This is a genomic window from Symbioplanes lichenis, assembly GCF_030709675.1.
Lineage (GTDB): Bacteria > Actinomycetota > Actinomycetes > Mycobacteriales > Micromonosporaceae > Actinoplanes > Actinoplanes lichenis.
In genome coordinates, this window is the sequence record NZ_JAUZQD010000002.1 from 603499 (window position 1) to 623006 (window position 19508).

At 72.7% G+C, this 19508-nt stretch carries 20 protein-coding genes; 10 read left to right on the forward strand and 10 right to left on the reverse strand.

Going from position 1 to position 19508, the window contains the following annotated elements; translation table 11 throughout:
- Positions 1-12 precede the first annotated feature (12 nt).
- Positions 13-489, forward strand: coding sequence for a GNAT family N-acetyltransferase (locus RAN62_RS06670; protein WP_305783583.1), 477 nt, complete (start codon positions 13-15; stop codon positions 487-489).
- Between the two features lie 161 nt (positions 490-650).
- Here RAN62_RS06670 and RAN62_RS06675 read toward each other — a convergent pair whose 3' ends face one another.
- On the reverse strand, positions 651-2081 hold the full coding sequence (locus RAN62_RS06675) for an MFS transporter (protein WP_305783584.1): 1431 nt from the start codon (positions 2079-2081) through the stop codon (positions 651-653).
- Positions 2082-2144: 63 nt separating this feature from the next.
- Between RAN62_RS06675 and RAN62_RS06680 the strand changes: the two genes are divergently transcribed.
- Positions 2145-2699, forward strand: a complete 555-nt coding sequence (locus RAN62_RS06680) for a TetR/AcrR family transcriptional regulator (RefSeq protein ID WP_305783585.1) — start codon at positions 2145-2147, stop codon at positions 2697-2699.
- On the opposite strand, the gene RAN62_RS06685 is transcribed toward RAN62_RS06680, so the two are convergent.
- The 7 genes from RAN62_RS06685 to RAN62_RS06715 all read right to left on the reverse strand — a co-directional run bounded on the left by RAN62_RS06685 (position 2696) and on the right by RAN62_RS06715 (position 8679).
- Positions 2696-3136, reverse strand: a complete 441-nt coding sequence (locus RAN62_RS06685; protein WP_305783586.1) for a VOC family protein — start codon at positions 3134-3136, stop codon at positions 2696-2698. The two genes, RAN62_RS06680 and RAN62_RS06685, sit on opposite strands and share 4 nt — an antisense overlap.
- 72 nt (positions 3137-3208) lie before the next feature.
- Positions 3209-3643, reverse strand: coding sequence for a hypothetical protein (locus tag RAN62_RS06690; protein WP_305783587.1), 435 nt, complete (start codon positions 3641-3643; stop codon positions 3209-3211).
- Between the two features lie 211 nt (positions 3644-3854).
- The gene (locus tag RAN62_RS06695) at positions 3855-6023 is read right to left on the reverse strand and encodes an MMPL family transporter (protein ID WP_305783588.1); all 2169 of its coding nucleotides are present in this window, start codon (positions 6021-6023) and stop codon (positions 3855-3857) included.
- Positions 6024-6034: 11 nt separating this feature from the next.
- Positions 6035-6601 (reverse strand): TetR/AcrR family transcriptional regulator, encoded by a 567-nt coding sequence (locus tag RAN62_RS06700; protein ID WP_305783589.1) that lies wholly within the window; start codon positions 6599-6601, stop codon positions 6035-6037.
- Between the two features lie 57 nt (positions 6602-6658).
- Positions 6659-7714, reverse strand: a complete 1056-nt coding sequence (locus RAN62_RS06705; RefSeq protein ID WP_305783590.1) for a sensor domain-containing diguanylate cyclase — start codon at positions 7712-7714, stop codon at positions 6659-6661.
- Positions 7715-8014: 300 nt separating this feature from the next.
- Positions 8015-8377 carry an STAS domain-containing protein gene (locus RAN62_RS06710; RefSeq protein WP_305783591.1) on the reverse strand — a complete coding sequence of 121 codons (363 nt, stop codon included), beginning with the start codon at positions 8375-8377 and terminating at the stop codon, positions 8015-8017.
- A complete protein-coding gene (locus tag RAN62_RS06715; protein WP_305783592.1) occupies positions 8374-8679 on the reverse strand; it encodes an STAS domain-containing protein in 306 nt (101 codons plus the stop codon). The genes RAN62_RS06710 and RAN62_RS06715 overlap by 4 nt, the downstream gene beginning before the upstream one ends.
- A gap of 123 nt (positions 8680-8802) precedes the next feature.
- On the opposite strand from RAN62_RS06715, the gene RAN62_RS06720 reads away from it, so the two are divergent.
- From RAN62_RS06720 to RAN62_RS06730, 3 genes are read left to right on the forward strand one after another with little or no spacing between them, the layout of a single operon-like run.
- A complete protein-coding gene (locus tag RAN62_RS06720; RefSeq protein ID WP_305783593.1) occupies positions 8803-9480 on the forward strand; it encodes a response regulator transcription factor in 678 nt (225 codons plus the stop codon).
- A complete protein-coding gene (locus RAN62_RS06725) occupies positions 9477-10829 on the forward strand; it encodes a sensor histidine kinase (protein ID WP_305783594.1) in 1353 nt (450 codons plus the stop codon). The genes RAN62_RS06720 and RAN62_RS06725 overlap by 4 nt, the downstream gene beginning before the upstream one ends.
- Complete coding sequence (locus RAN62_RS06730) at positions 10826-11374, forward strand: GerMN domain-containing protein (protein ID WP_305783595.1); 549 nt, start codon at positions 10826-10828, stop codon at positions 11372-11374. Before RAN62_RS06725 ends, RAN62_RS06730 begins: the two co-directional genes overlap by 4 nt.
- A 4-nt stretch (positions 11375-11378) precedes the next feature.
- On the opposite strand, the gene RAN62_RS06735 is transcribed toward RAN62_RS06730, so the two are convergent.
- On the reverse strand, positions 11379-12119 hold the full coding sequence (locus RAN62_RS06735) for an alpha/beta fold hydrolase (protein ID WP_305783596.1): 741 nt from the start codon (positions 12117-12119) through the stop codon (positions 11379-11381).
- A gap of 133 nt (positions 12120-12252) precedes the next feature.
- On the opposite strand from RAN62_RS06735, the gene RAN62_RS06740 reads away from it, so the two are divergent.
- The 3 genes from RAN62_RS06740 (at position 12253) to RAN62_RS06750 (ending at position 14741) form a co-directional block, all read left to right on the forward strand.
- Entirely contained in the window at positions 12253-12456 is a 204-nt protein-coding gene (locus tag RAN62_RS06740; protein ID WP_305783597.1) for a hypothetical protein, read from the forward strand.
- A 38-nt stretch (positions 12457-12494) separates the two neighbouring features.
- Positions 12495-13817 carry a PA0049 C-terminal domain-containing protein gene (locus tag RAN62_RS06745; RefSeq protein ID WP_305783598.1) on the forward strand — a complete coding sequence of 441 codons (1323 nt, stop codon included), beginning with the start codon at positions 12495-12497 and terminating at the stop codon, positions 13815-13817.
- A gap of 219 nt (positions 13818-14036) precedes the next feature.
- Positions 14037-14741: a SemiSWEET transporter gene (locus RAN62_RS06750; protein ID WP_305783599.1), complete on the forward strand. Its 705-nt coding sequence runs from the start codon at positions 14037-14039 to the stop codon at positions 14739-14741.
- Between the two features lie 12 nt (positions 14742-14753).
- Here RAN62_RS06750 and RAN62_RS06755 read toward each other — a convergent pair whose 3' ends face one another.
- Positions 14754-15716, reverse strand: a complete 963-nt coding sequence (locus tag RAN62_RS06755) for a hypothetical protein (protein ID WP_305783600.1) — start codon at positions 15714-15716, stop codon at positions 14754-14756.
- A 141-nt stretch (positions 15717-15857) separates the two neighbouring features.
- Here RAN62_RS06755 and RAN62_RS06760 point away from each other — a divergent pair, with 141 nt between their 5' ends.
- On the forward strand, positions 15858-16973 hold the full coding sequence (locus RAN62_RS06760; RefSeq protein ID WP_305783601.1) for a sugar ABC transporter substrate-binding protein: 1116 nt from the start codon (positions 15858-15860) through the stop codon (positions 16971-16973).
- A gap of 133 nt (positions 16974-17106) precedes the next feature.
- Complete coding sequence (locus RAN62_RS06765; RefSeq protein ID WP_305783602.1) at positions 17107-19479, forward strand: transglycosylase domain-containing protein; 2373 nt, start codon at positions 17107-17109, stop codon at positions 19477-19479.
- The last annotated feature ends 29 nt before the right edge of the window (positions 19480-19508 follow it).

Consider the following 19508-nt stretch of genomic DNA (forward strand, 5'->3'; position numbering starts at 1 on the left):
AGCGTCGGCGGCATGTCGATCGAGCTGCGCCCCGCCACCACTGACGACGTTCCGGCGCTGGCCGCGCTGTGGCACACCGGCTGGCACGACGGGCACGCCGGGCATGTTCCCGACGAGCTGCTTCCCTTCCGTACGGCGGAATCGTTCGTGCCTCGCACGGCCGAGCGCATCGACCGCGCCACCGTGGCGCTGCACGACGGGGAGCCGGCGGGCTTCACCGTCGTGGACGGCGAGGAGGTCGAGCAGGTCTACGTGGCGGCCGCGCACCGGGGCACCGGGGTCGCCGCCATCCTGCTGAGCGACGCCGAGCAGCGGGTGGCCGCCGCCGGGCACGAGAAGGCCTGGCTCGCCGTGGCGCCGGGCAACGCGCGGGCGCGCCGGTTCTACGAGCGCCAGGGCTGGTCGGACGGCGGCGGCTTCTCCTACACGGCGGAGGCCGGCGCCTCGACGATCGAGGTTCCGGCCCTCCGCTACGTCAAGGCTTTTTAAGGCGGTGTTTCGCGGGGCATGGCGGCCGCCGCCGGGCCCAGCTTCCGCCTCGCGGCGCGGTGCGAAAGGCCCGATACAACACCGGTATCGAACCTTCCGCCCCACTTGCGAGACGAAACCTGGACCTCGCCGGCGACTCGCCCTGACCCACGAAACACCGCCTAGACCTCGACCGGGCTCAGCTCCGGCAGCACCACCGGCGACGGCTCCGCGACGGGCCGGGCGACGGGGATCAGGAGGGCGACCAGGAAGGCCGCCGCGCCCGCCCCGGCCAGCACCAGGAAGGACGTCGTGTAGCCGGACTCCGCGGGCAGGCCGCCGCCACCCGGGTGGGCGGTGACGATGGAGCTGACCAGCGCGGTGCCCAGGGAGGCTCCCACCGTACGGATGTTGGTGTTCATGCCGCTCGCCGCGCCCGTCTGGTGCCGGGGCACCGCCTGGACGATGAGGTTGACCAGCGACGAGTAGACGAGACCCATGCCGACGCCGAAGACGGCGCCCGTGACGGCGATCGTCCAGTAGGCGTCGTGGGCCAGGGCGAAGCCGAGGCACGACAGCGTGGCCAGCCCGGCACCCACGAGCACCTGCGCCTTGCTGCCCAGCCACCGCGACAACGGGCCGCTGGCCGAGCCGGACACGGCCATGGTCACCATCATGGGCAGCATCAGCAGGCCGGCGGTCGTGACGGTGGCCCCGAAGCCGTACCCGCTGCGGGCCGGCACCTGCAGCAGCTGCGGCAGGAAGGCGAAGATCCCGAACATCGCCGCACCGAACAGCAGGGCGACCAGATTGGTGGTCCACACGGCGGGCAGGCGCATCATGCGCATGTCGATCAGCGGGTTGGCCGACCGCAGCTCCGCGACGAGCCAGCCGGCGAGGAGGACCGCGGCGACGCCGAGCAGACCGAGCGTCTTCGCGTCGGCCCAGCCCCAGGTCGAGCCCTTGCTCAGCGGCAGCAGCAGGGCGACGAGCCAGCCCGAGAGCAGCCCGGCGGAAACCCAGTTCAAACGCCCCGGCATCCGTACGGGCGAGGGCGGCACGACGCGCCAGGCGACCGCGGTGACCACGACCACGACGGCCATCGGGATCCAGAACAGCCAGCGCCAGTCGAGCACCCCCACGATCGGGCCCGCGAGCACGATGCCGATGCCACCGCCCGTGGCGATGACCGCCGCCAGCACTCCGACGGCCGAAGCCACGCGCGCGGGCGGGAACTCGTCGCGGATGATGCCGAACGAGACCGGGAAGACCGCGCCGCCCAGGCCTTGGACCACGCGAGCGGCGATGAGTACGCCCACATTCGGCGCGAGGGCCGCCATGGCGCACCCGACGACGATGGCGCCGAGCGCGACGAGCAGAGTCCGGTCCTTGCCTGCCATGTCGGCGACGCGGCCCAGCAACGGCGTGGACACCGACGCGCTGAGCAGCCACGCGGTGAGGACCCAGGTGACCGTACCCGCGTCGGTGTGCAGGTCGTGCTGGATGGTCGGCAGCACGGGCGTGACCAGTGACTGCATCAGCGAGAACGCAGCCGCGGCGGCAGCCAGCACGGTGAAGGTCACGCGCGGCGCCGCCTGATAAAGTCGAGGCATGCCTCCAGATTAGTGGAGGCATGCCTCCGGTTAGCAAGCCCGGAGCCTGTGAGGAGGGTCTCCATGTCCGCGCTCCCGGTCCGCCGCCCCCAGCGCGCCGACGCCCGCCGCAACTTCGACGCCCTGCTGGCCGCGGCCCGCACCGCCTTCGCCGAGCACGGCACCGACGCCTCCCTCGAAGACATCGCCCGCCGCGCCGGCGTGGGCATCGGCACCCTCTACCGCAACTTCCCGGCCCGCCGCGACCTCTTCGAAGCCGTCTACGTCGAAGAGGTCGACCAACTCGCCCGCGTCGCCGCCGACGTCGCCGGCCTCCCCCCGTGGGACGCCCTGGTCACCTGGCTCCACCGCTTCGTCGAGTACGCCGTCACCAAACGAGCCGTCGTCGAGGCCCTCAACCGCGAGTCCGAGATGTTCGCCGCCTGCCGAGCCACCATGTACGAAGCCGGCGAGCCCCTCCTGACCCGAGCCCAGGAAGCCGGCGCCGTCCGCCCCGACGTCCGCATCGACGACCTCCTGCGCATGGTCTCGGGCCTGACCTCCGCCTCCTACATCGACGAAGCCCAGCGCGACCGCGTCCTCGCCCTGGCCCTCGACGGCCTGCGGAAGGCGACCTAACCCACGCAGAACTCGTTGCCCTCGGGATCACGCATAACGACGTGATAGTCCGGACTCTCCGGCGGGTCCTGCCGATGCCGCGACACCACGCCCGCCCCGAGCGCGACCAACTCCGCCACCCGCGCGTCCACGATCTCGGCCCGCCGCGCCACCGGCAGCGTGTCGTCGCGCCCGGTCGGATAGAAGTCGATGTGCAGCCGGTTCTTGCCGGCCTTGCCCTCGGGAACCCGCTGGAACCACAACGGCGGCCGCACCCCGTCCGGATCGAACAACCGGTCCTCGAACGCCGCCCGCTCCCCCACCGCCCGCCGGTAGTGCACACCCCACGTCGTGTCGTCCCCGCCCGGCGGCACCGCCACATATCCCAGCGCGGCGGCCCAGAAGCGCGCAAGCTTCTCCGGCTCGTTCGCGTCGATCGTCAGCTGCCAGAACACCATCCCCGCACCCTAGCCCGGTGAATCGGAAGTCGCGCTCGCCGATGGCGGTGACGGTCCACTCCGCGACGGGTTTCATCGCAGGGCCCGCGTCACCGCGAGCAGATCGTCCTCCGGCAGGCCGCCCGCCCGGCGAACCGCATGGTCGCCGTCGCAGACCCTCGCCTCCCCCTCCGTCGTCCATCGAGGACCTCCCGCGAGCAGTTGCTCCGCGGCCTCCCTGGCGATGTCATAGCCGCACGTGGTGTTGCCGACGCTCAGCAACGCCCGGGCGACGTCCGTGACCGCGTCCGGCGGGAGGTTCGCGTCGCCCGTGGCGGGCAGGAACAGGAGGAGACGCTGGGCGGCGGTTCCCAGGGTGCCCCGGGCGACCAGCCGCTGCAATTCCGGCCAGGACAGCCCCGGCCCGGAGAAGTGTCCCTCCACGCCCGCCACGCTGATGCACCGGCCGCCGCCCGGCAGCACCACGAAGTCGTAGCCTTCCGTGCCGTGGCCGTGCCAGGCGACCATGGCGACGGTGCCGGCTCTCAGGACGGGCCAGGTGCCGGCTTGTTCGAGCTCCTGGTGGAACTGCTCGATCTGATCGGTCAGCCAGGTGTGCTCGCCGTCGCTGAACAGGGCTTCGAGCAGTTCCTCGTCGGCGTCGCCGTACAGGAGGCCGGCCCAGAAAGCGGGCGGGGTGAGGCCGGCCGAGAACGCGGGCGGGGTGAGGCCGTCCGAGTCAGCGGGCGGCCGGAACCGGCGGCTCGGGCGACGCGTCGGGGACCTTGCGCTCCAGGGCCGTGCCTTCCACGTCGAGGACCGGCAGCCAGCTCAGCCAGCGCGGCAGCCACCACGCGGCCCGGCCGATCAGCCCGAGCGCCGCCGGCACCGCGATCATGCGGACGATCAGCGCGTCGAAGAGGATGCCCAGGGCCAGGGCGAAGGCGATCGGCTTGATCGTGTCGTTGCCCTCCGGGACGAAGCCGGCGAAGACCGAGAACATGATGGTGGCCGCGGCGACGACGACCGGGGCGGCCTGGCGGAAGCCCGTGACGATGGCGTCGCGGGGCGAGACGCCGTGGGCGTGGGCCTCGTGCATGCGGGAGACCAGGAAGACCTGGTAGTCCATGGCGAGGCCGAAGAGGATGCCGATGACGATGATCGGCGAGAGGCTGAGCAGCGGGCCGGTGGTCTCGGCGTTGACGACCTGCTGGAGCCAGCCCCACTGGAAGACGGCCGTGGTGGCGCCCAGGGCGGAGCCGATGGTGAGCAGGAAGCCGATGACGCCGACGACCGGGACCAGGATCGAGCGGAAGACCAGGATCAGGAGGACGAGCGCCAGCCCCACGACCAGGATCAGATAGCGCGGCAGCGCGTCCTCGAGCTTCTGGGACACGTCGACGCTGACCGCGGTCTGGCCGGTGACGTAGACGCCGTCCTGGCCCTCGAAGCTGTCGCGCATCGCGTGCACGAGGTCCACCGTGGAGGCGCTGTCCGGCTCGGAGGCCGGGATGACCGTGATGAGCGCGGCGTCGCCCGCCTGGTTCGGTGTCGGCGGCGCGACCAGGGCCACGTCGTCGAGGCCCTGCACCTGCTGCGCCAATGTCGTGGCGCGCGCGGGGGAACCGTCGACCAGCACGAGCAGCGGGCCGCTGAAGCCGGGCCCGAAGTGCCGGGCGATCAGCTCCTGCGCCTTGGCCTGCGTGCTGCCCTCGGCCGGCGGCTGGATGAGCGACGTGCGCATGGAGAAGAACGGGATCGACACGACGGCGAGCACGGCGACGGCCAGCAGCAGGCTCACCACGCGGTGGCGGGTGACCGCGGCGGCCCACCCCTTGTAGAAGCCGCGGCCGTCCGAGACGGAGGCCACAGCGCCGGAGGACCGCAGCTTGCGCGGCAGCGCCCGGCGGCCGATGAACCCCAGGACCGCCGGTACGAGCGTGATCGCGATCAGCACCGCGACGACGATCGTGCACGCGGCGGCGATGCCCATCTCGGTCAGGAACGGCACTCCGGCGACGGCGAGGCCCGCGAGCGCGATGACGACGGTGATGCCGGCCGTGACGACGGCCGAGCCCGCGGTGCCGACGGCGAGGGCGGCGGCGTCCTCCGGCGTACGTCCGTGCAGGAGCTCTTGCCGGTGCCGCGTCACGATGAACAGGGCGTAGTCGATGCCGACGGCGAGGCCGAGCATGACAGCGAGGATCGGGGTGGTCGACTGCAGGTCGACGAAGCCGGTCAGCGTGGTGATGCCGAGGGCGCCGATGCCCACGCCGACGACGGCGGTGAGCAGGTTCATGCCCGCGGTGACCAGCGACCCGTACGTGAGGGCCAGCACGAGCAGCGCCACGACCACGCCGATCGCCTCGGCCGGGCCGCCGATGTCCGCCGCGTTCTCCTGGCTGGCCTCGCCGGTGATCTCGACGGTGAGGCCGGACCTGCCCGCGGCGGCGACCGTGTCGAGCAGCTGGGCCCGCTGGTCGTCGGTGATCTCGGTCGCCACCACCGGGTACGTCACCGTGCTGTACGCCGCGGTCCGGTCCTGCGCCACGGTGGGCGCCTGCGGGTCGAGCGGGTTCGACGCGCTCGCGACGCCCGGCAGCTTGCCCAGCTGCGCGACGAGAGCGGCGACCTTGGCCGCGTTGGCCCGGCCGGTGATCGGTGAGCCGTCCGTGGTGGCCATGACGACCTGGGCGGTCGCGCCGTTGGCGCCGTCGCCGAAGCGCTCGTCGATCAGGTGGAGCGCGGTCGTCGACTCCTGCCCCGGGATGCTGAAGGTGCTGACCGTCTTGCCGGACAGGAAGATCGTGCCCGCCACGGTGGCGAGCAGCACCACGAGCCAGACGGCCGTGACGAGCAACCGGTGCCGGAACGCGCCCAGGCCCAGTCGGTGCAGGAAGGTGGCCACGAGAGGTCCTTTCAGAGCGCCGGGCGCGGGTGCCCGAGCGTGTCGGAGCTGAGCGCGACCAGGTGCTCGCGCACCTGGCCGGCGGGAAGGTCACGCAGGGCGAGGGCGGCGACGGCGAGCGCGCCGAGGGCCCCCACGACCCGGGCGCCGCGGGCCACGTCGGGCAGGTCGGCGGGTACGGAGAACGCCGCGAACAGCACCTCGCCCACCTCGTCGAGCAGCGGCGAGTCACCGGGCTCGGCCGAGCGGCTGAACGCGCTGAGCACCAGGGCGATCATGCCGGGGTGGGCCAGGGCGACGTCGGCCAGCGCGGAGAGCACGGCCCGATCGCGCTCGGGTCCGGGCGGCAGGTCACCGGGACAGGCGGCGACCTCGCGCAGCAAGGCCGTGCAGCGCTCGGAGACCGCCTCCCACAGCGCTTCCTTGCTGGGGAAGCGGTGCAGCAGCCCGGTCTTGGAATAGCCGGCCGCGTCCGCGATGCGCTGCACGGAGGTTTCACGCAGGCCGTGCCGGGCAAACAGCGCAGCGGCCTGGTCGACGATCTCGTCGTCGATCTCCTGCCGGGTGGGGCGACGCATACGGACCAAGTTAGTCCGTCGCGGACCACCTTGGTCCCTGAAAGACCGTAACGGTCCTCACAAATATGACCCCGAGCGCCGCTTCTGGGCGTACATGGCGTGATCGGCCTCGGCGATCAGCGCGGCCACGTCGGCTCCCGGATCGCCCAGCGCCCACCCGACGCTCGCGCCCACCTGACAGACCCCGGCCGCCCCGGCGATCGGCTCGGCGAGGGCCGAGCGCAACCGCTCGGCCGTGGCGGCGATCGGCGTCGCCAATGCGCCTCCGGCCAGCACGGCCACGAACTCGTCGCCCCCGGTGCGCGCGATGACGTCGGCGTCGGGCAGCACACGGCGCAGCCGGTCGGCCACGGCCACCAGCACCTCGTCGCCGGCCTCGTGCCCGTACGCATCATTGATCTTCTTGAAGCCGTCCAGGTCGACCACCAGGACCCCCACCCGCCGGCCCAGCCGCCCGGCCGGCGAGGTCACCTCCGAGCGCGTGCGCAGCAGCGAGCGGTTGGCCAGCCCGGTGAGCGAGTCGTGCGTCGCGGCGTACTCGGCCTCGGCCTGGCTGCGCTCGAGCGCCGAGTGCAGCCGCGCGTGCTGGATGGCGATGGCCGCGTGCTCGGCGAACAGCGCCAGGATCTCCTGCTGCTCCGGCCCCGGGCGGCGCAGGCCCTCGGGCAGGTCGACGCTGAGCACCCCGAGCCACTCCCCCGTCGGCGCCCACAGCGGCGCGAAGAGGCAGTCCTCCGGATGCCACATCTCCGGGTCCTCGCTGGGCGCGATGTCCGGCGTCCAGACATACAGATTTTCCGGTACGCCGACCCGGTGGTCGACGAAGTAGAGCGAGCCCCAGCGCTCGGAGCGGCGGAACAGCTCGCGCCAGTTCTCCGCCGAGCCCCGGCTGCCCAGCAGTTCCTTGCGCAGCTCGTCGCTGCCCGCCACGGCGACGGTGAGGTAGTCGCCGTTCGGCTCGGCCAGGTTGACCGCGGCCAGCCCGAACCCCGCGACCTCGACGATGCCGGCGGCCACGGCGTCGAGCGTGGCGGTGAGGTCGAGGCTCGCGTGCACGCGCTTGGTGACCGCGTGCAGGGTGCGCAACGCCTGCAGGTGGGAATCCGTGCCCACTACCGAGGCTCCCTCCGCCGGCTGACCACTGATCGACTGACCGTAGTGCATCACCTCACGGGTTGTGGCACTCCCCGATCGGCGCGCCCCGCGCCGAAGTGAGCGTTTCTCTCGTCACGAGGACGCGACCCGCCGTCACGCAAATGTCACGCGCCCGGGGGCGCACCGCCATCTGCGGCGCCGATCATGGGTCCGGGCGGCGCTCCGCCAAGTGCCGCCCCGGCTGCGCGCGCGGGTGTCCGGTTCGGACGCCCGCGGGTGCTTCCGGACGCGCGCCGCCCATGACGGCGCGCACCCGGCTCAGGCCGTGGCCACCTGCGAGGTGCGCAGCCAGTCGAGGGCCTCGGCGCAGTCGTCGAAGAGCGGGAAGAGCCCGTCGACGTGCATCGTGTGCAGCACGGTGATCACCACGCGGGACGCGCCGGCCAGGCAGACCGTGCCGTCGTGGCGCCGGGCCGCGCGGTGGGCGCGGACCAGGGCACCCAGGGCGGCGGTGTCCAGCATCGGGACGCCGGCGAGGTCGACCACGAGGTGGGGATGGGCCTCGGCCGCGCGGGCCAGGACCGTCCGCAGCTGACCGGTGACCGCCGCGTCGAGGGACGCGCGGACGCGCACCACGGCGGCCTCGGGGTGTTCCTCCAGCTCCACCTGCGCCGGGCTCATCGGGCCTCCTCCACCTCGAGGACATGGTCGACGCGGGCCAGCCCGAGCACGCGGCGGACCCGGTCCACCGGGGCGCGCAGCAGCAGCCGGCCGTCCGCGCGCAGCATCTGGCGGTGCACGCTCAGCAGCACCCCGATGGCGGCGGCGTCGATGCGGGGGCTGCGGCGCAGGTCGACCACGAGCCGCGCCGGGCGCAGCGCCGCGGCGGCGTCCAGCCGGGCCCGCCAGCGGTCGACGGCCGCGCCGTCGAACGCCTCGGTGACCACGACAGTCGCCTCCCGCACCGGATGTTCCGCTCGCACGACAGCCAGATTCGCCCGGCGGTGTGGCGGAGATCTCGCATCCATGTGACGGTTCTGTGACAAGTAACCGGCACCACCCGCCGGGATTAGGCCGCGCCGCCGGGACCCGGCGACACTGGGCACATGTCAGCCGTACTGGTGATCGAGGACGACGACCGGATCCGCCTGTCCCTGGTGCTCGCGCTGGAGGACGAGGGCTATGCGGCCACGGGCGCCCCGACCGCCGAGGAGGGCCTGGCCGCGCAGCGCCGCAGCCCCGCCGACACGGTGCTGGTCGACCTCATGCTGCCCGGCATCGACGGGTTCGAGTGCATCCGGCAGCTGCGCCGCTCCGACGACGTCCCCATCGTGGTGATCAGCGCCCGCGACGACACCCACGACATCGTGGCGGCGCTCGAGGCCGGCGCCGACGACTATCTGGTCAAGCCCGTCGCGGTCAAGGAGCTGACGGCCCGGCTCCGGGCGCTGCGCCGGCGGGCCCGGGTGGCCCTGGCGGCCGAGGTGCCCGTGCTGGCCTTCGGCGACCTGGAGATCTCACCCGAGGCCGGCGAGGTGCGGCTGCGCGGGGAGCCGGTGGCCGTCACGCGCACGGAGTTCCAGCTGCTGTGCGAGCTGGCCGAGCACCCCGGCCGGGTGCTGTCCCGCCAGCAGCTGCTGCAGCGGGTGTGGGGCTACGACGGCGGCGACGAGCGCCTGGTCGACGTGCACGTGGGCCGGCTACGGCAGAAGATCGAGGACGGCGCCGGTGCCCCGCGACGGCTGGTGACCGTCCGCGGCCTGGGCTACAAGTTGCAGAGATGAAGCGCGCCGGGCTTCGCGTACGCGTCATCGCGGGTTTCGCGGCCGGAGCGCTCGCCCTGAGCGCGACCATGGCGCTGGTGTCGTTCCAGGTGGTGCGCCAGTCGTTGCTCGACGAGCGGGAGCGCACCGCCGTCCGGGCCGCCTACTACGACGCCTCGGTGGTGCGCGCGGGCCTCGGCACGTCCCGTGACCCCGACGTCGTGGCGGTGCTGCGCACGCTCGACACCGGCGAGAACAGACGCGCCCTGCTCCAGCGTGACAACGAGTGGTACGCCCGCCAGGCCGACACGGGCGCGGCGGTGGCCGTACCCCCGGAGTTGCAGCGCCGCGCCGCCGAGGGCGTGCCGTCGGTGCAGCGGGTCCGCGCGGACGGCACGCCGACGCTGGTGGTGGCCGTGCCGCTGTCCGAGTCGGTGGTGTTCTACGAGGTCGACTCGCTGCGGGAGCTCGAGCACACGCTCAGCGTGCTCACCGTGGTGCTGACCCTGGTCGCGGTGAGCACGGCGTTCCTGGGCGCCGGCCTCGGCTGGTACGCCAGCCGCTACGTCCTGCGTCCCCTGCGCCGCGTGGCCGACGCCGCCGAGGAGATCGCCGGGGGCGCCTCGAAGTACCGGCTGGACCCGGCGGCCGAGCCCGACCTGGGCCGGCTCACCACGTCGTTCAACCACATGGTCGACGAGCTGTCCACCCGGCTGGAACGCGACCGCCGCTTCGCCGCCGACGTCAGCCACGAGCTGCGGTCGCCGTTGCAGACCCTGGCCGCCGCGGTCAGCGTGCTCGAGCGCCGCCGCGACCAGCTCGACGACCGTACGGCCACCGCGGCCGGCCTGGTCAGTGCCGAGGTGGCCCGCTTCCAGCAGCTCGTCAACGACCTGCTGGAGCTGTCCCGGGGCGACCGCCCGGCCGAGCGGGTGCCGGTGGACCTGCCCGAGCTGGCGGGTCAGGTGTGCCGCGAGCGGGGCGTCGACCCGGCGATCGTCGACGCGGCCCCCGGCGGCCCGTGGTGCGTCGACCGGCGGCTCGTCGGGCAGCTGCTCGGCAACCTGCTGGACAACGCGCGGGCGTACGGCGGGGGCGCGGTGGCCGTACGGCTGCGGTTGTCGGACGGCGTCGGCACCATCGAGGTCGACGACGAGGGCCCGGGGGTGAGCCCCGAGGACAAGCCGCTCATCTTCGACCGGTTCGTGCGGGGCCGCTCGGCGGGCGCGCGGGCCGACACCGCGGGCACCGGGCTGGGCCTCGCGCTCGTCGCGCAGCACGCGGCGGCGCACGGCGGCACGGCCACCGTGACGGACCGGCCGGGCGGCGGCGCCCGCTTCCGCGTCGACCTGCCAGGATGTACGCCGTGAGGCGCCGCTCGCTCGGAACCCTGGCCCTGGCCCTCGCGGCCGGCGGCTGCGGGGTGCCCCTGGACGACGAGCCGCGCCCGATCGAGACCCCGGGCCGCATCGACGCCTCCGGCAACCCCGTGCCCAACGGGGCCGGGTCCGTGGCGCTGCGGCTCTATTTCGTCCGCGACGGCCGGCTGGTCCGGGTGCCCCGGCGCGTCCCGGCCCCGCTGACCCCGCGCGAGCAGCTCGACGCGCTGCTCGCCGGGCCGACCACCGAGGAGAGCGCCGACGGCCTGACCAGCGCGCTGAGCACGATGACGGTGACCGGCATGACGCTGGCCGACCGGCGCGCCACGATCACCCTCGCCGACCGCGACAACCAGCCGCCCCGCAGCGACGAAGTGCTCGCCTTCGGCCAGATCGTGTGCACGCTGACCAGCCAGACCGAGGTGGGCACCGTGTCGTTCGAGGCCGAGGCCCAGCCCCTGTACGTTCCCCGCGCCGACGGCTCGCTGTCCAACACGCCCCTGACGGTCGCCGACTACAGCGGCCTGCTGGACTGAGCGCTCAGAGCAGGTCGATCAGCAGCTCGGAGACTTCGCCGGGTCGTTCCATCGCGGGCAGGTGCCCGGCCCGGTCCAGCTCCAGATGCCGCCCCTCGGGCAGCCGCGCCGCCAGGTCCACGGCGATGCGCCGGAAGTCCGGCAGGTCGTAGGCCCCCGACACCAGCAGCGCGGGCGCGGTGATCGCGGCCAGATCGACCGCCACCCGTACGGGCGCCACCTCGGGCGCCGCCAGCTGCACCTCGAACGCGTGCCGCTGCATCTCGCGCAGTTTGTCGCGCACCGCCTCGGTGGCCTCCGGCCCCAGCCACGTCCGCACGTTGAGCTCCGTGGCGGCGGCCACGTCCCCGGCCTCGAGCAGCACGTCCTCCTCCGCCCCGAAGGCCCGCAACTCCGGCCCGGGCTCGAAGTCCGCCGTCGCCGTGCACAGCAGGACAAGCCGCCGGACCCTTTGTGGCCAGCGCGCCGCGAGCTCCAGCGCCACCTTGCCGCCGCCCGAGGCCCCGACGACCGCCGCGACGGCCACTCCCCGCTCGTCGAGCAGCCCCACCACGTCGTCGGCGTCGTTCCACGACCGGGAGGGCGCGGGCGTCTCCCCGTACCCCCGGAAGTCGGGCCGGACCACCCGGTGCCCGGCGGCCGCCAGCGCGGGCACCTGCGCGTCCCACATCCGGCGGTCGGCGGCGGTCGAGTGCAGCAGCAGGACGGCAGGACCGTCCCCGGTCACGTCATGGGCGAGCGTCATCCGGTCATCCTGCTCGCACCCGGCCCGCCTGTCGCTTTCATTCCCGCCGGTCGCGAGGAGCTCGAGCGCACCCTGCGCGACGCTGGACGAGCCGGAGCCGAGCGCCGACCGCGCCGGCCGGGACGGAGGACCGATGCGCTCGCGGCGCGGCTGGACGGGTGGGTGGAGCGGCTGGGGCGGGGAGCCGTGGACGGTGCTGTTCGGGTTCCGGCCCACGTGGGAGCTGGTGGCGCGGGAGGTCTTCGGGGCGCCGGCGGCGGAGGTGCCGCGGCTCGCGTACGTGGAGCCGGCCGACCGGACGTTCGGGACGCGCACGCGGTACCGGCCCACGCTATAGTCACTGGCGTCGATGTTGTCGGCGGAGGTGGGTGCCGGGTGCGTGCGTTCGCGATCAGTCTCGTCACGGTGCTCACGGCGGGTGTCGTGAGCCTTCCGCAGGCGGCTGCGGCGAGTCCGGCGGCGTGCTTCGACCGGGCGGCCCCGGTCACGTACGAGGAGGGGCGCATCGACACGCCGGGGACGCGCGTGCCGTATGAGCTGGTCGAGGCGGGCGGGCTCGGGGCGTACCCGGAAATCTTGCGCAAGTCGCTCTGCCTGGCGCCGTCGGTCTCCGCCGCGAAGCGGCTGCTCGCCGCGCAAGGCGCGCTGCTGTGGCGCACCGCCGTCGCGCGGGCGCAGGGCAAGGTGGCGATCGGGACGATCGACCGCTACGACGATCGGCCGCTGTATTGGACGCGGCTGCTCGGCACGCGCGACATCCGGCAGTGGGCGCCACGCTTCGCGGTCGGCGCCGGCGAGCGGGCCGCACTGCTGAGAGCCTATGAGTACGCGGCCCGCGGCATCACCTCGACCACGTTCGGCCCCGGCGTGACGCGGGTGCTGGTCAGTGGCTTCGACCCGTACCAGTTGAACGGGGAGATCCGGCGCTCCAACCCCTCCGGCGCGTCGGCGTTGCAGCTCGACGGGCGGACCTTCCGGGACGGCGGGCGGACGGTTCGCGTGCAGTCGGTGGTCCTCCCGGTCACGTGGAGCGGCTTCGACGCCGGGATCGTGGAGGACGCCTTCGGCCCGCATCTGGTCCGGGGCGCCCGCGAGCGCGCCGACCTGATCATGACCGTCAGCCAGGGCAACCGCGGCGTCATGAACATCGAGCAGTGGGCGGGCGCGTGGCGCGGCGGCAGCGCCGACAACAACAACGAGGGTGAAGCCGAACTGATCCCGCCGGCGCCGGGCTGGCCCCAGCCCCATCCCACCGCCCCGCCCGCCACCCGAACCGGACTGAAGACCATCCCTTCGCTGACTCCCGAGTTCATCGAGACCACGTTGCCGTACCAGGAGATGATCGACGCCGGGACGGGACCGTGGCCGGTGGCGCTCAACCCGCGGGTCTGCGAGTGGGCCGCGGGCACCCGTCCGGCCGGACCGGTGACCTGCACGGACGACGGGCCGTCGGCGGGGGCGCAGGCGCAGTCCGGGGGCGGCGGGAACTACCTGTCGAACGAGAGCATGTACCGGTCGAACCGGCTGCGGCGGGAGCTCGGCGCCACCGACATCCCCGGCGGGCACCTGCACATCTCCGCGCTGGTCTATCCGGCCGACCCGGCCGTGGTGATCGACGACGCGTTCGCCGCGGACCGCGCCGCCACGATCGAGCAGACCGTGGCGCTGGTCAAGGCGGCGGGAGCCACCGTCGGTTAGTCCCGCGGTGCCCGTCCGGTGCAACCAGGGTGCCGTCACGCAGCGTGCCCGCTGACTCCCGTTTCGGCCGGTCCCACGCGAACTTGGTTGCCGGACGGTGATAACCCTCCGTGTTCCGTCTCACTAGTTGATCTTGTCAGATCCGTTCCTGCCCGGGCGAAGGGTCAGGTGGCCGCGAGACATCGCCGGTCGCTTCTGACCCTCGACCGGAAACGGATCATGCACCCCATCGCTCTGCTCGGCTGGTTCGGCGCCGCCCTGTCCATCGCCCTCCCCTGGCCCCAGGTCTGGCGCTCCTGCGTCAAGGGCCGCACCACGGGCCTGTCGGTGGCGGCCTGCTGGATGGGCGTGGCGATGCCCGCGGCGTGGATCACGTACGGGCTGCTGACCGGCGAGACGGTACAGGTCGTCACCAACGTCGTCACGGGCTCGGCGAGCCTGGGCGTGCTCACCGCCGTCATGGTCAAGAACCGCTCCCGTCGTACGCTGCGCAGCGCCGCCGGGGCAGCCGCCATCTTCACCGCCGCCGGGGCCAGCGCCGCCGTCGCCGGGCTCACGCCGGTGACCGGCACCCAGGCCGCCGCCGTCCTCGGCACGATCCTCGCCGTCGCGTCGCTGATCTCCGCCGTCCCGCAGCCGCTGTCCCTGCTGCGCGACCGCACCCAGGACATGAGCGGCCTGTCCCCGCTGCGCTGGCGCCTGGCCGCCGCGGCGTGCGGCTCCTGGATGACCTACGGCCTGTTCACCGGGCAACCCGCCGTGTGGGCCTCGGCGATGGTCGGCCTGACCAGCGCGCTGATCGTCTGCACAGTCCTGCTCGCGGCGACCCGCACCACCCGCCGCACCGCCGCCCCCGCAGTCGTCCCGGCCCGCGGCGTGGTCCGCATGCCTGCCCGCGGCGTCGCCCGCGTCGCCACCGCCTGACGGCCGGCTCTTTCAAGAAAGCGGCCGATCCGCGGGACGGATGCGGACGCGGATCTCCACCGGGGCGCCGGACGCGTCGGTCGCCAGCTCCACCGGGAGCATCCCGTCGTCGGTCGTGGTCATCGCGACGAGCATCGTGGCACCGCCGACGTCGAGGGTCGCCGCCTCGACCGGGGAGGCGCGGACCCGGGACATGAGCTGCCACTGGTGGGAGTGCGGGCGCAGGTCGACGGCGAAGCGGCGGTCGGGGTGGTGCTCGGCGTAGTCCTCCAGGTCGAGGGCGCGGCTCACCGCCTGGTCGAAGGGCAGGTCCAGCCAGCCCTGACCGCCGTCGCCCGGCAGCGCGGCAGCGTCCGGGGCGGCCCGGCTGCCGTCGGGCCCCCGGACCACGAGGTCGGCGCGCCCGTCGAGGGGGTCGTCGTGGACCCAGGCGGACAGCGCGTCCGCGTCGGCGCAGGCCAGACGGGCGTTGTCGACGCCGATCGCCCCGTGCGAGCGGCGGGCGACCGGCGTATGGTCGCTGAGCGTGATGACGATGTCGAGCCATCCGTACTCGGCGGGGGTGGCGGTGACCGGCAGCGGCCGGTCAGGCGGCACCGCGCCGACGGGGACGACCGGGACGCCCATCATGGGGAAGTCCGGCCGGCCGGCGGCGATCGCCCGGCGGGCGCGGTCGCGGTGCGGGATCTGGCGCGGATGGGCCGTCAGCGTCGCGTCCAGGCCGCGCTCGGCGCAGTGGCGCCGGAACATCGCGGCGAAGCCGGGGGCCCAGTGGGCGGGCACGTCGTACAGCGCGAGGCCGGGGCCGCGGTCGAAAGTGCGGGCCGCCGGGACGGCGTCGGGTCCGTGCACCTCGAAGTCCACCGCCCGGCCGCCCGCGCGCTCGCCGGACCACAGGCCGAGGTATCCGCCGTCGAGGAGCACGAGGGTGCCCGAGGGGCAGGTGATCTCGCCGAGCAGCACCTCGTCCGCCATGACCGCTGAGCATAGACAACGAATGTTCTTGATCTTGCCGGGCGAATCGCAACACTTCCGTCACGACGACGATCCGCTGGATCTTTCGCAACGCGGCACTGGTAGCCTTGCCCGCGCTTCAGCCCCCCTCGAGGAGATCACGTGCGCCGCAAACTGGTGAGCCTCGCCGCTGCCGGACTGCTCATCATGAGCACCGTCGCGGCATGTAGCGATGATGACAGCGCCGGCGGCAAAGCCGCCGTGAAGCAGCGGGGCGGTGACGGCACCGGCATGGTCGGCGTCATCCTGCCCGACACGGAGTCCAGCCAGCGCTGGGGCAGCGACGACCCGCGTCTGCTCGAGGCGGCGTTCAAGGCCCAGGACGTCCCCGTGACGATCAAGAACGCCAACGGCAGCGCCGACGAGTTCAAGAGCCTGGCCGACAAGATGATCGCCGACAACGCCACGGTGCTGATCATCGCCAGCCTCGACCCGGAGAGCGGCAAGTACGCCATCGACCGGGCCCACGAGGCCGGCGTGCGGGTCATCGACTACGACCGGCTCACGCTCAACGGCAACGCCGACTACTACGTCAGCTTCAACAACAAGCTGGTCGGGCAGATGCAGGGCGAGGGCCTGGTCAAGTGCCTGACCGCCAAGGGCGTCAAGAGCCCGCGCGTGGCCTACGTCAACGGCTCGCCCTCGGACAACAACGCGACCCAGTTCAAGGAGGGCTACGACGGCGTCCTGTCGAAGAAGTTCGACAGCGGCGCGTACCTCAAGGGTCCCGACCAGTCCGTGGACGGCTGGAAGCCGGAGCTGGCCAAGGCCATCTTCACCGAGATGTGGAACCAGTACCAGAACGACATCAACGGCGTGCTCTCGGCCAACGACGGCATGGCCGCCGCGGTCATCGACGTGCTGCGCGCCCGCGGCATGAACGGCAAGATCCCGGTGACCGGTCAGGACGCCTCGGTCGAGGGCCTGCAGAACATCCTCGCCGGCGACCAGTGCATGACGGTCTACAAGCCGATCAAGAAGGAGGCCGACGCGGCCGCCAAGCTCGCGATCGGCATCTTCAAGGGTGACCAGGTCAAGGCCGACCAGCAGACCAAGGACGTCGAGTCGGGGGCCTACGTCGCCTCGGTGCTGCTGGACCCGATCCGGATCATGAAGAAGGACGTCAAGCTGGTCATCAACGACGGCTTCGCCAAGAAGGACGAGGTCTGCGCGGGCACCTTCGCGAAGTACTGCCCGGCGGCCGGCATCACCAAGTAACACCCAGCGCGCGCACGTCACACCCCGTCCGGCCGGTGCCGGGCGGGGTGTCGCTGTTTCGACGGAGATCACCGGGGTTGCGCGGGGGCGTTATCGTCCGCCGCGAACCCCCGATCCGATTTCCGAGGACCCCATGCGTCTGCCCTCCCGCAAATTTCTCGTCAGCGCCTCGCTGCTGGTGCTCTGCGGCCTGCTCAGCGGCGTGATCGTGGCCGCCGCCGCCTTCCCCGCCGCCGCGCTGTCCGGCCTCGCCGCCAAGGCCGGGAACGAGTCGTTCGACGAGCTGCCCAGCGAGCTCAAGGCCGCGAGCGCCCCGCAGTACAGCCGGCTGCTCGCCGCGGACGGCAAGACCGAGATCACCAAGTTCTTCGACGAGTTCCGCCGGGACGTCGCGGCCAAGGACGTGCCGAAGGTGATGCTCGACGCGATCGTCGCCGCCGAGGACCACAACTTCTACCACCACCACGGCGTCGACCTCAAGGGCGTGGTCCGGGCCGCGGTCAGCAACAGCGGCGGCAACGACCAGCAGGGTGCCTCGACGCTGACGATGCAGTACGTGCGCATGACGCTGACCTACTCGGCGACGACGTGGCAGGGGGTGATCGACGCCACCGCCAAGACCAACCGGCGCAAGATCAACGAGATCAAGTACGCCATGGAGCTCGAGAAGCGGATGAGCAAGCAGGACATCCTCGTCGGCTATCTCAACACCGCGGACTTCGGCAACGGCGCGTTCGGCGTCTTCGCGGCCAGCCAGATCTACTTCGGCAAGCAGCCCAAGCAGCTCACCGTGGCCCAGGCGGCCCAGCTCGCGGGCATCGTGCGCGGCACCTCGGACTACGACCCGACCACCGCCCAGGGCGCGAAGGCGCTGCAGGACCGCCGCGACTGGGTCGTCAAGAACATGCGCGACCTCAACATGATCACCGACGCGCAGCAGGCCGAGGCGGTCAAGGTCAAGGTCAGCACGAAGGTCAAGCGGGCGGGGAACGGCTGCACGGCCGTGCGTACCAACTCGTGGGGCTTCTTCTGCGACTACTTCGTGCGCTGGTGGGACCAGCAGAAGGCCTTCGGCAAGACGACGTACGACCGGCAGCGCGCGCTCAAGGGCGGCGGTTACACGATCGTCGCGTCCATGGACGTCAAGGCCACGGCGGCCGCCCGCGCCAACATCGCGGGCAAGCTGAGCACCTCGCGGGCGGACGCGCTCGTGGTGGCCGCGGTCGAGCCGCGTACCGGCAAGGTGAAGGCGCTGGCCACCAACCGCAAGTACAAGCTCGACGACGGCACCAACAAGCCCTCCCCCGACCCCAGACGGAAGGCGGCCGGCGCGCGCGGCAGCTTCCCGAACACCACCAACCCGCTGATCACCGGCGGCGGGGACATCGTCGGCTACCAGGCCGGCTCGGTGTTCAAGATGTTCACCATGGTCGCGGCGCTGGAGAAGGGCTATCCGCTGCGCTACACGATCAACACGGAGTACCGCTACAAGTCGCCGACCTACCTCGACAGCGGCGCCCCGGCGGAGTGCGGCGGGCACTACTGCCCGGTCAACGCGGGCAAGTCGGAGAAGGGCCCGTACAACATGTGGACGGGCTTCGGCAGCTCGGTCAACACGTACTTCGTGCCGCTGGAGGAGCAGGTCGGCGCGGACAAGGTGGTCAAGGTCGCCCAGCGTTTCGGCGTCAAGTTCCGCGCCCCGGACGACCAGGAGCGGGCCACCAAGTACGCCGACGAGTGGGGCGCCTTCACGCTGGGGGTGTCCGCGTCGACGCCGCTGGACATCGCCAACGCGTACGCGACGCTGGCCGCCGACGGCATGTACTGCGAACCGGTCCCGGTGCAGTCGATCACCAGCCTGGACGGCAAGAAGGTCAATGCCGGCCGGCCGCAGTGCAAGCGCGCCACCTCCGCCGACGTCGCCCGGGCGGCCATCGACGCCGCCCGCTGCCCGGTAGGCGACCAGGCGCAGCTGGGCTCGTGCGGCGGGCACACCACGGCCGGGGCGGCCCGCGGCGGCGTCGGCTATCCGATCTTCGGCAAGACCGGCACCACCGACGGGGACAAGACCGCGTCGCTGGTGCTGAGCACCGCGCAGATGGCGGTGGCCGGCTATCTGGTGAACCCGGACTACCCCAACCACCCGTACCGGATGGACCACAACGTCGTGAACCCGGTGGTCATCGACACCCTGCACGACATCATGAAGGGCAAGAAGCGCACCCAGTTCAAGACCCCGGGCGACGACGACATGGTCCAGGGCGAGCAGGTGTCCATCCCCGGCGTGAAGTGCACCAGCGTCGACGAGGCGACGAGCCGCGTCGAGGACGCCGGCTTCAGCGTCACGACCGCCGCCGACCCGGTGCCCTCGGAGTGCCCCGCCGGTCAGGCCGCCGGCACGGTGCCGTCCGGCTCGACGGTCAAGGGCGGCTTCGTGTCGATCCAGGTCAGCTCGGGGCCGGCGGCGTCGCCGTCCACTCCCCCGTCGGGGCCGCCGGCGCGGTGATCCCGCCGGAGCGCGGCGAGGCGGAAGCC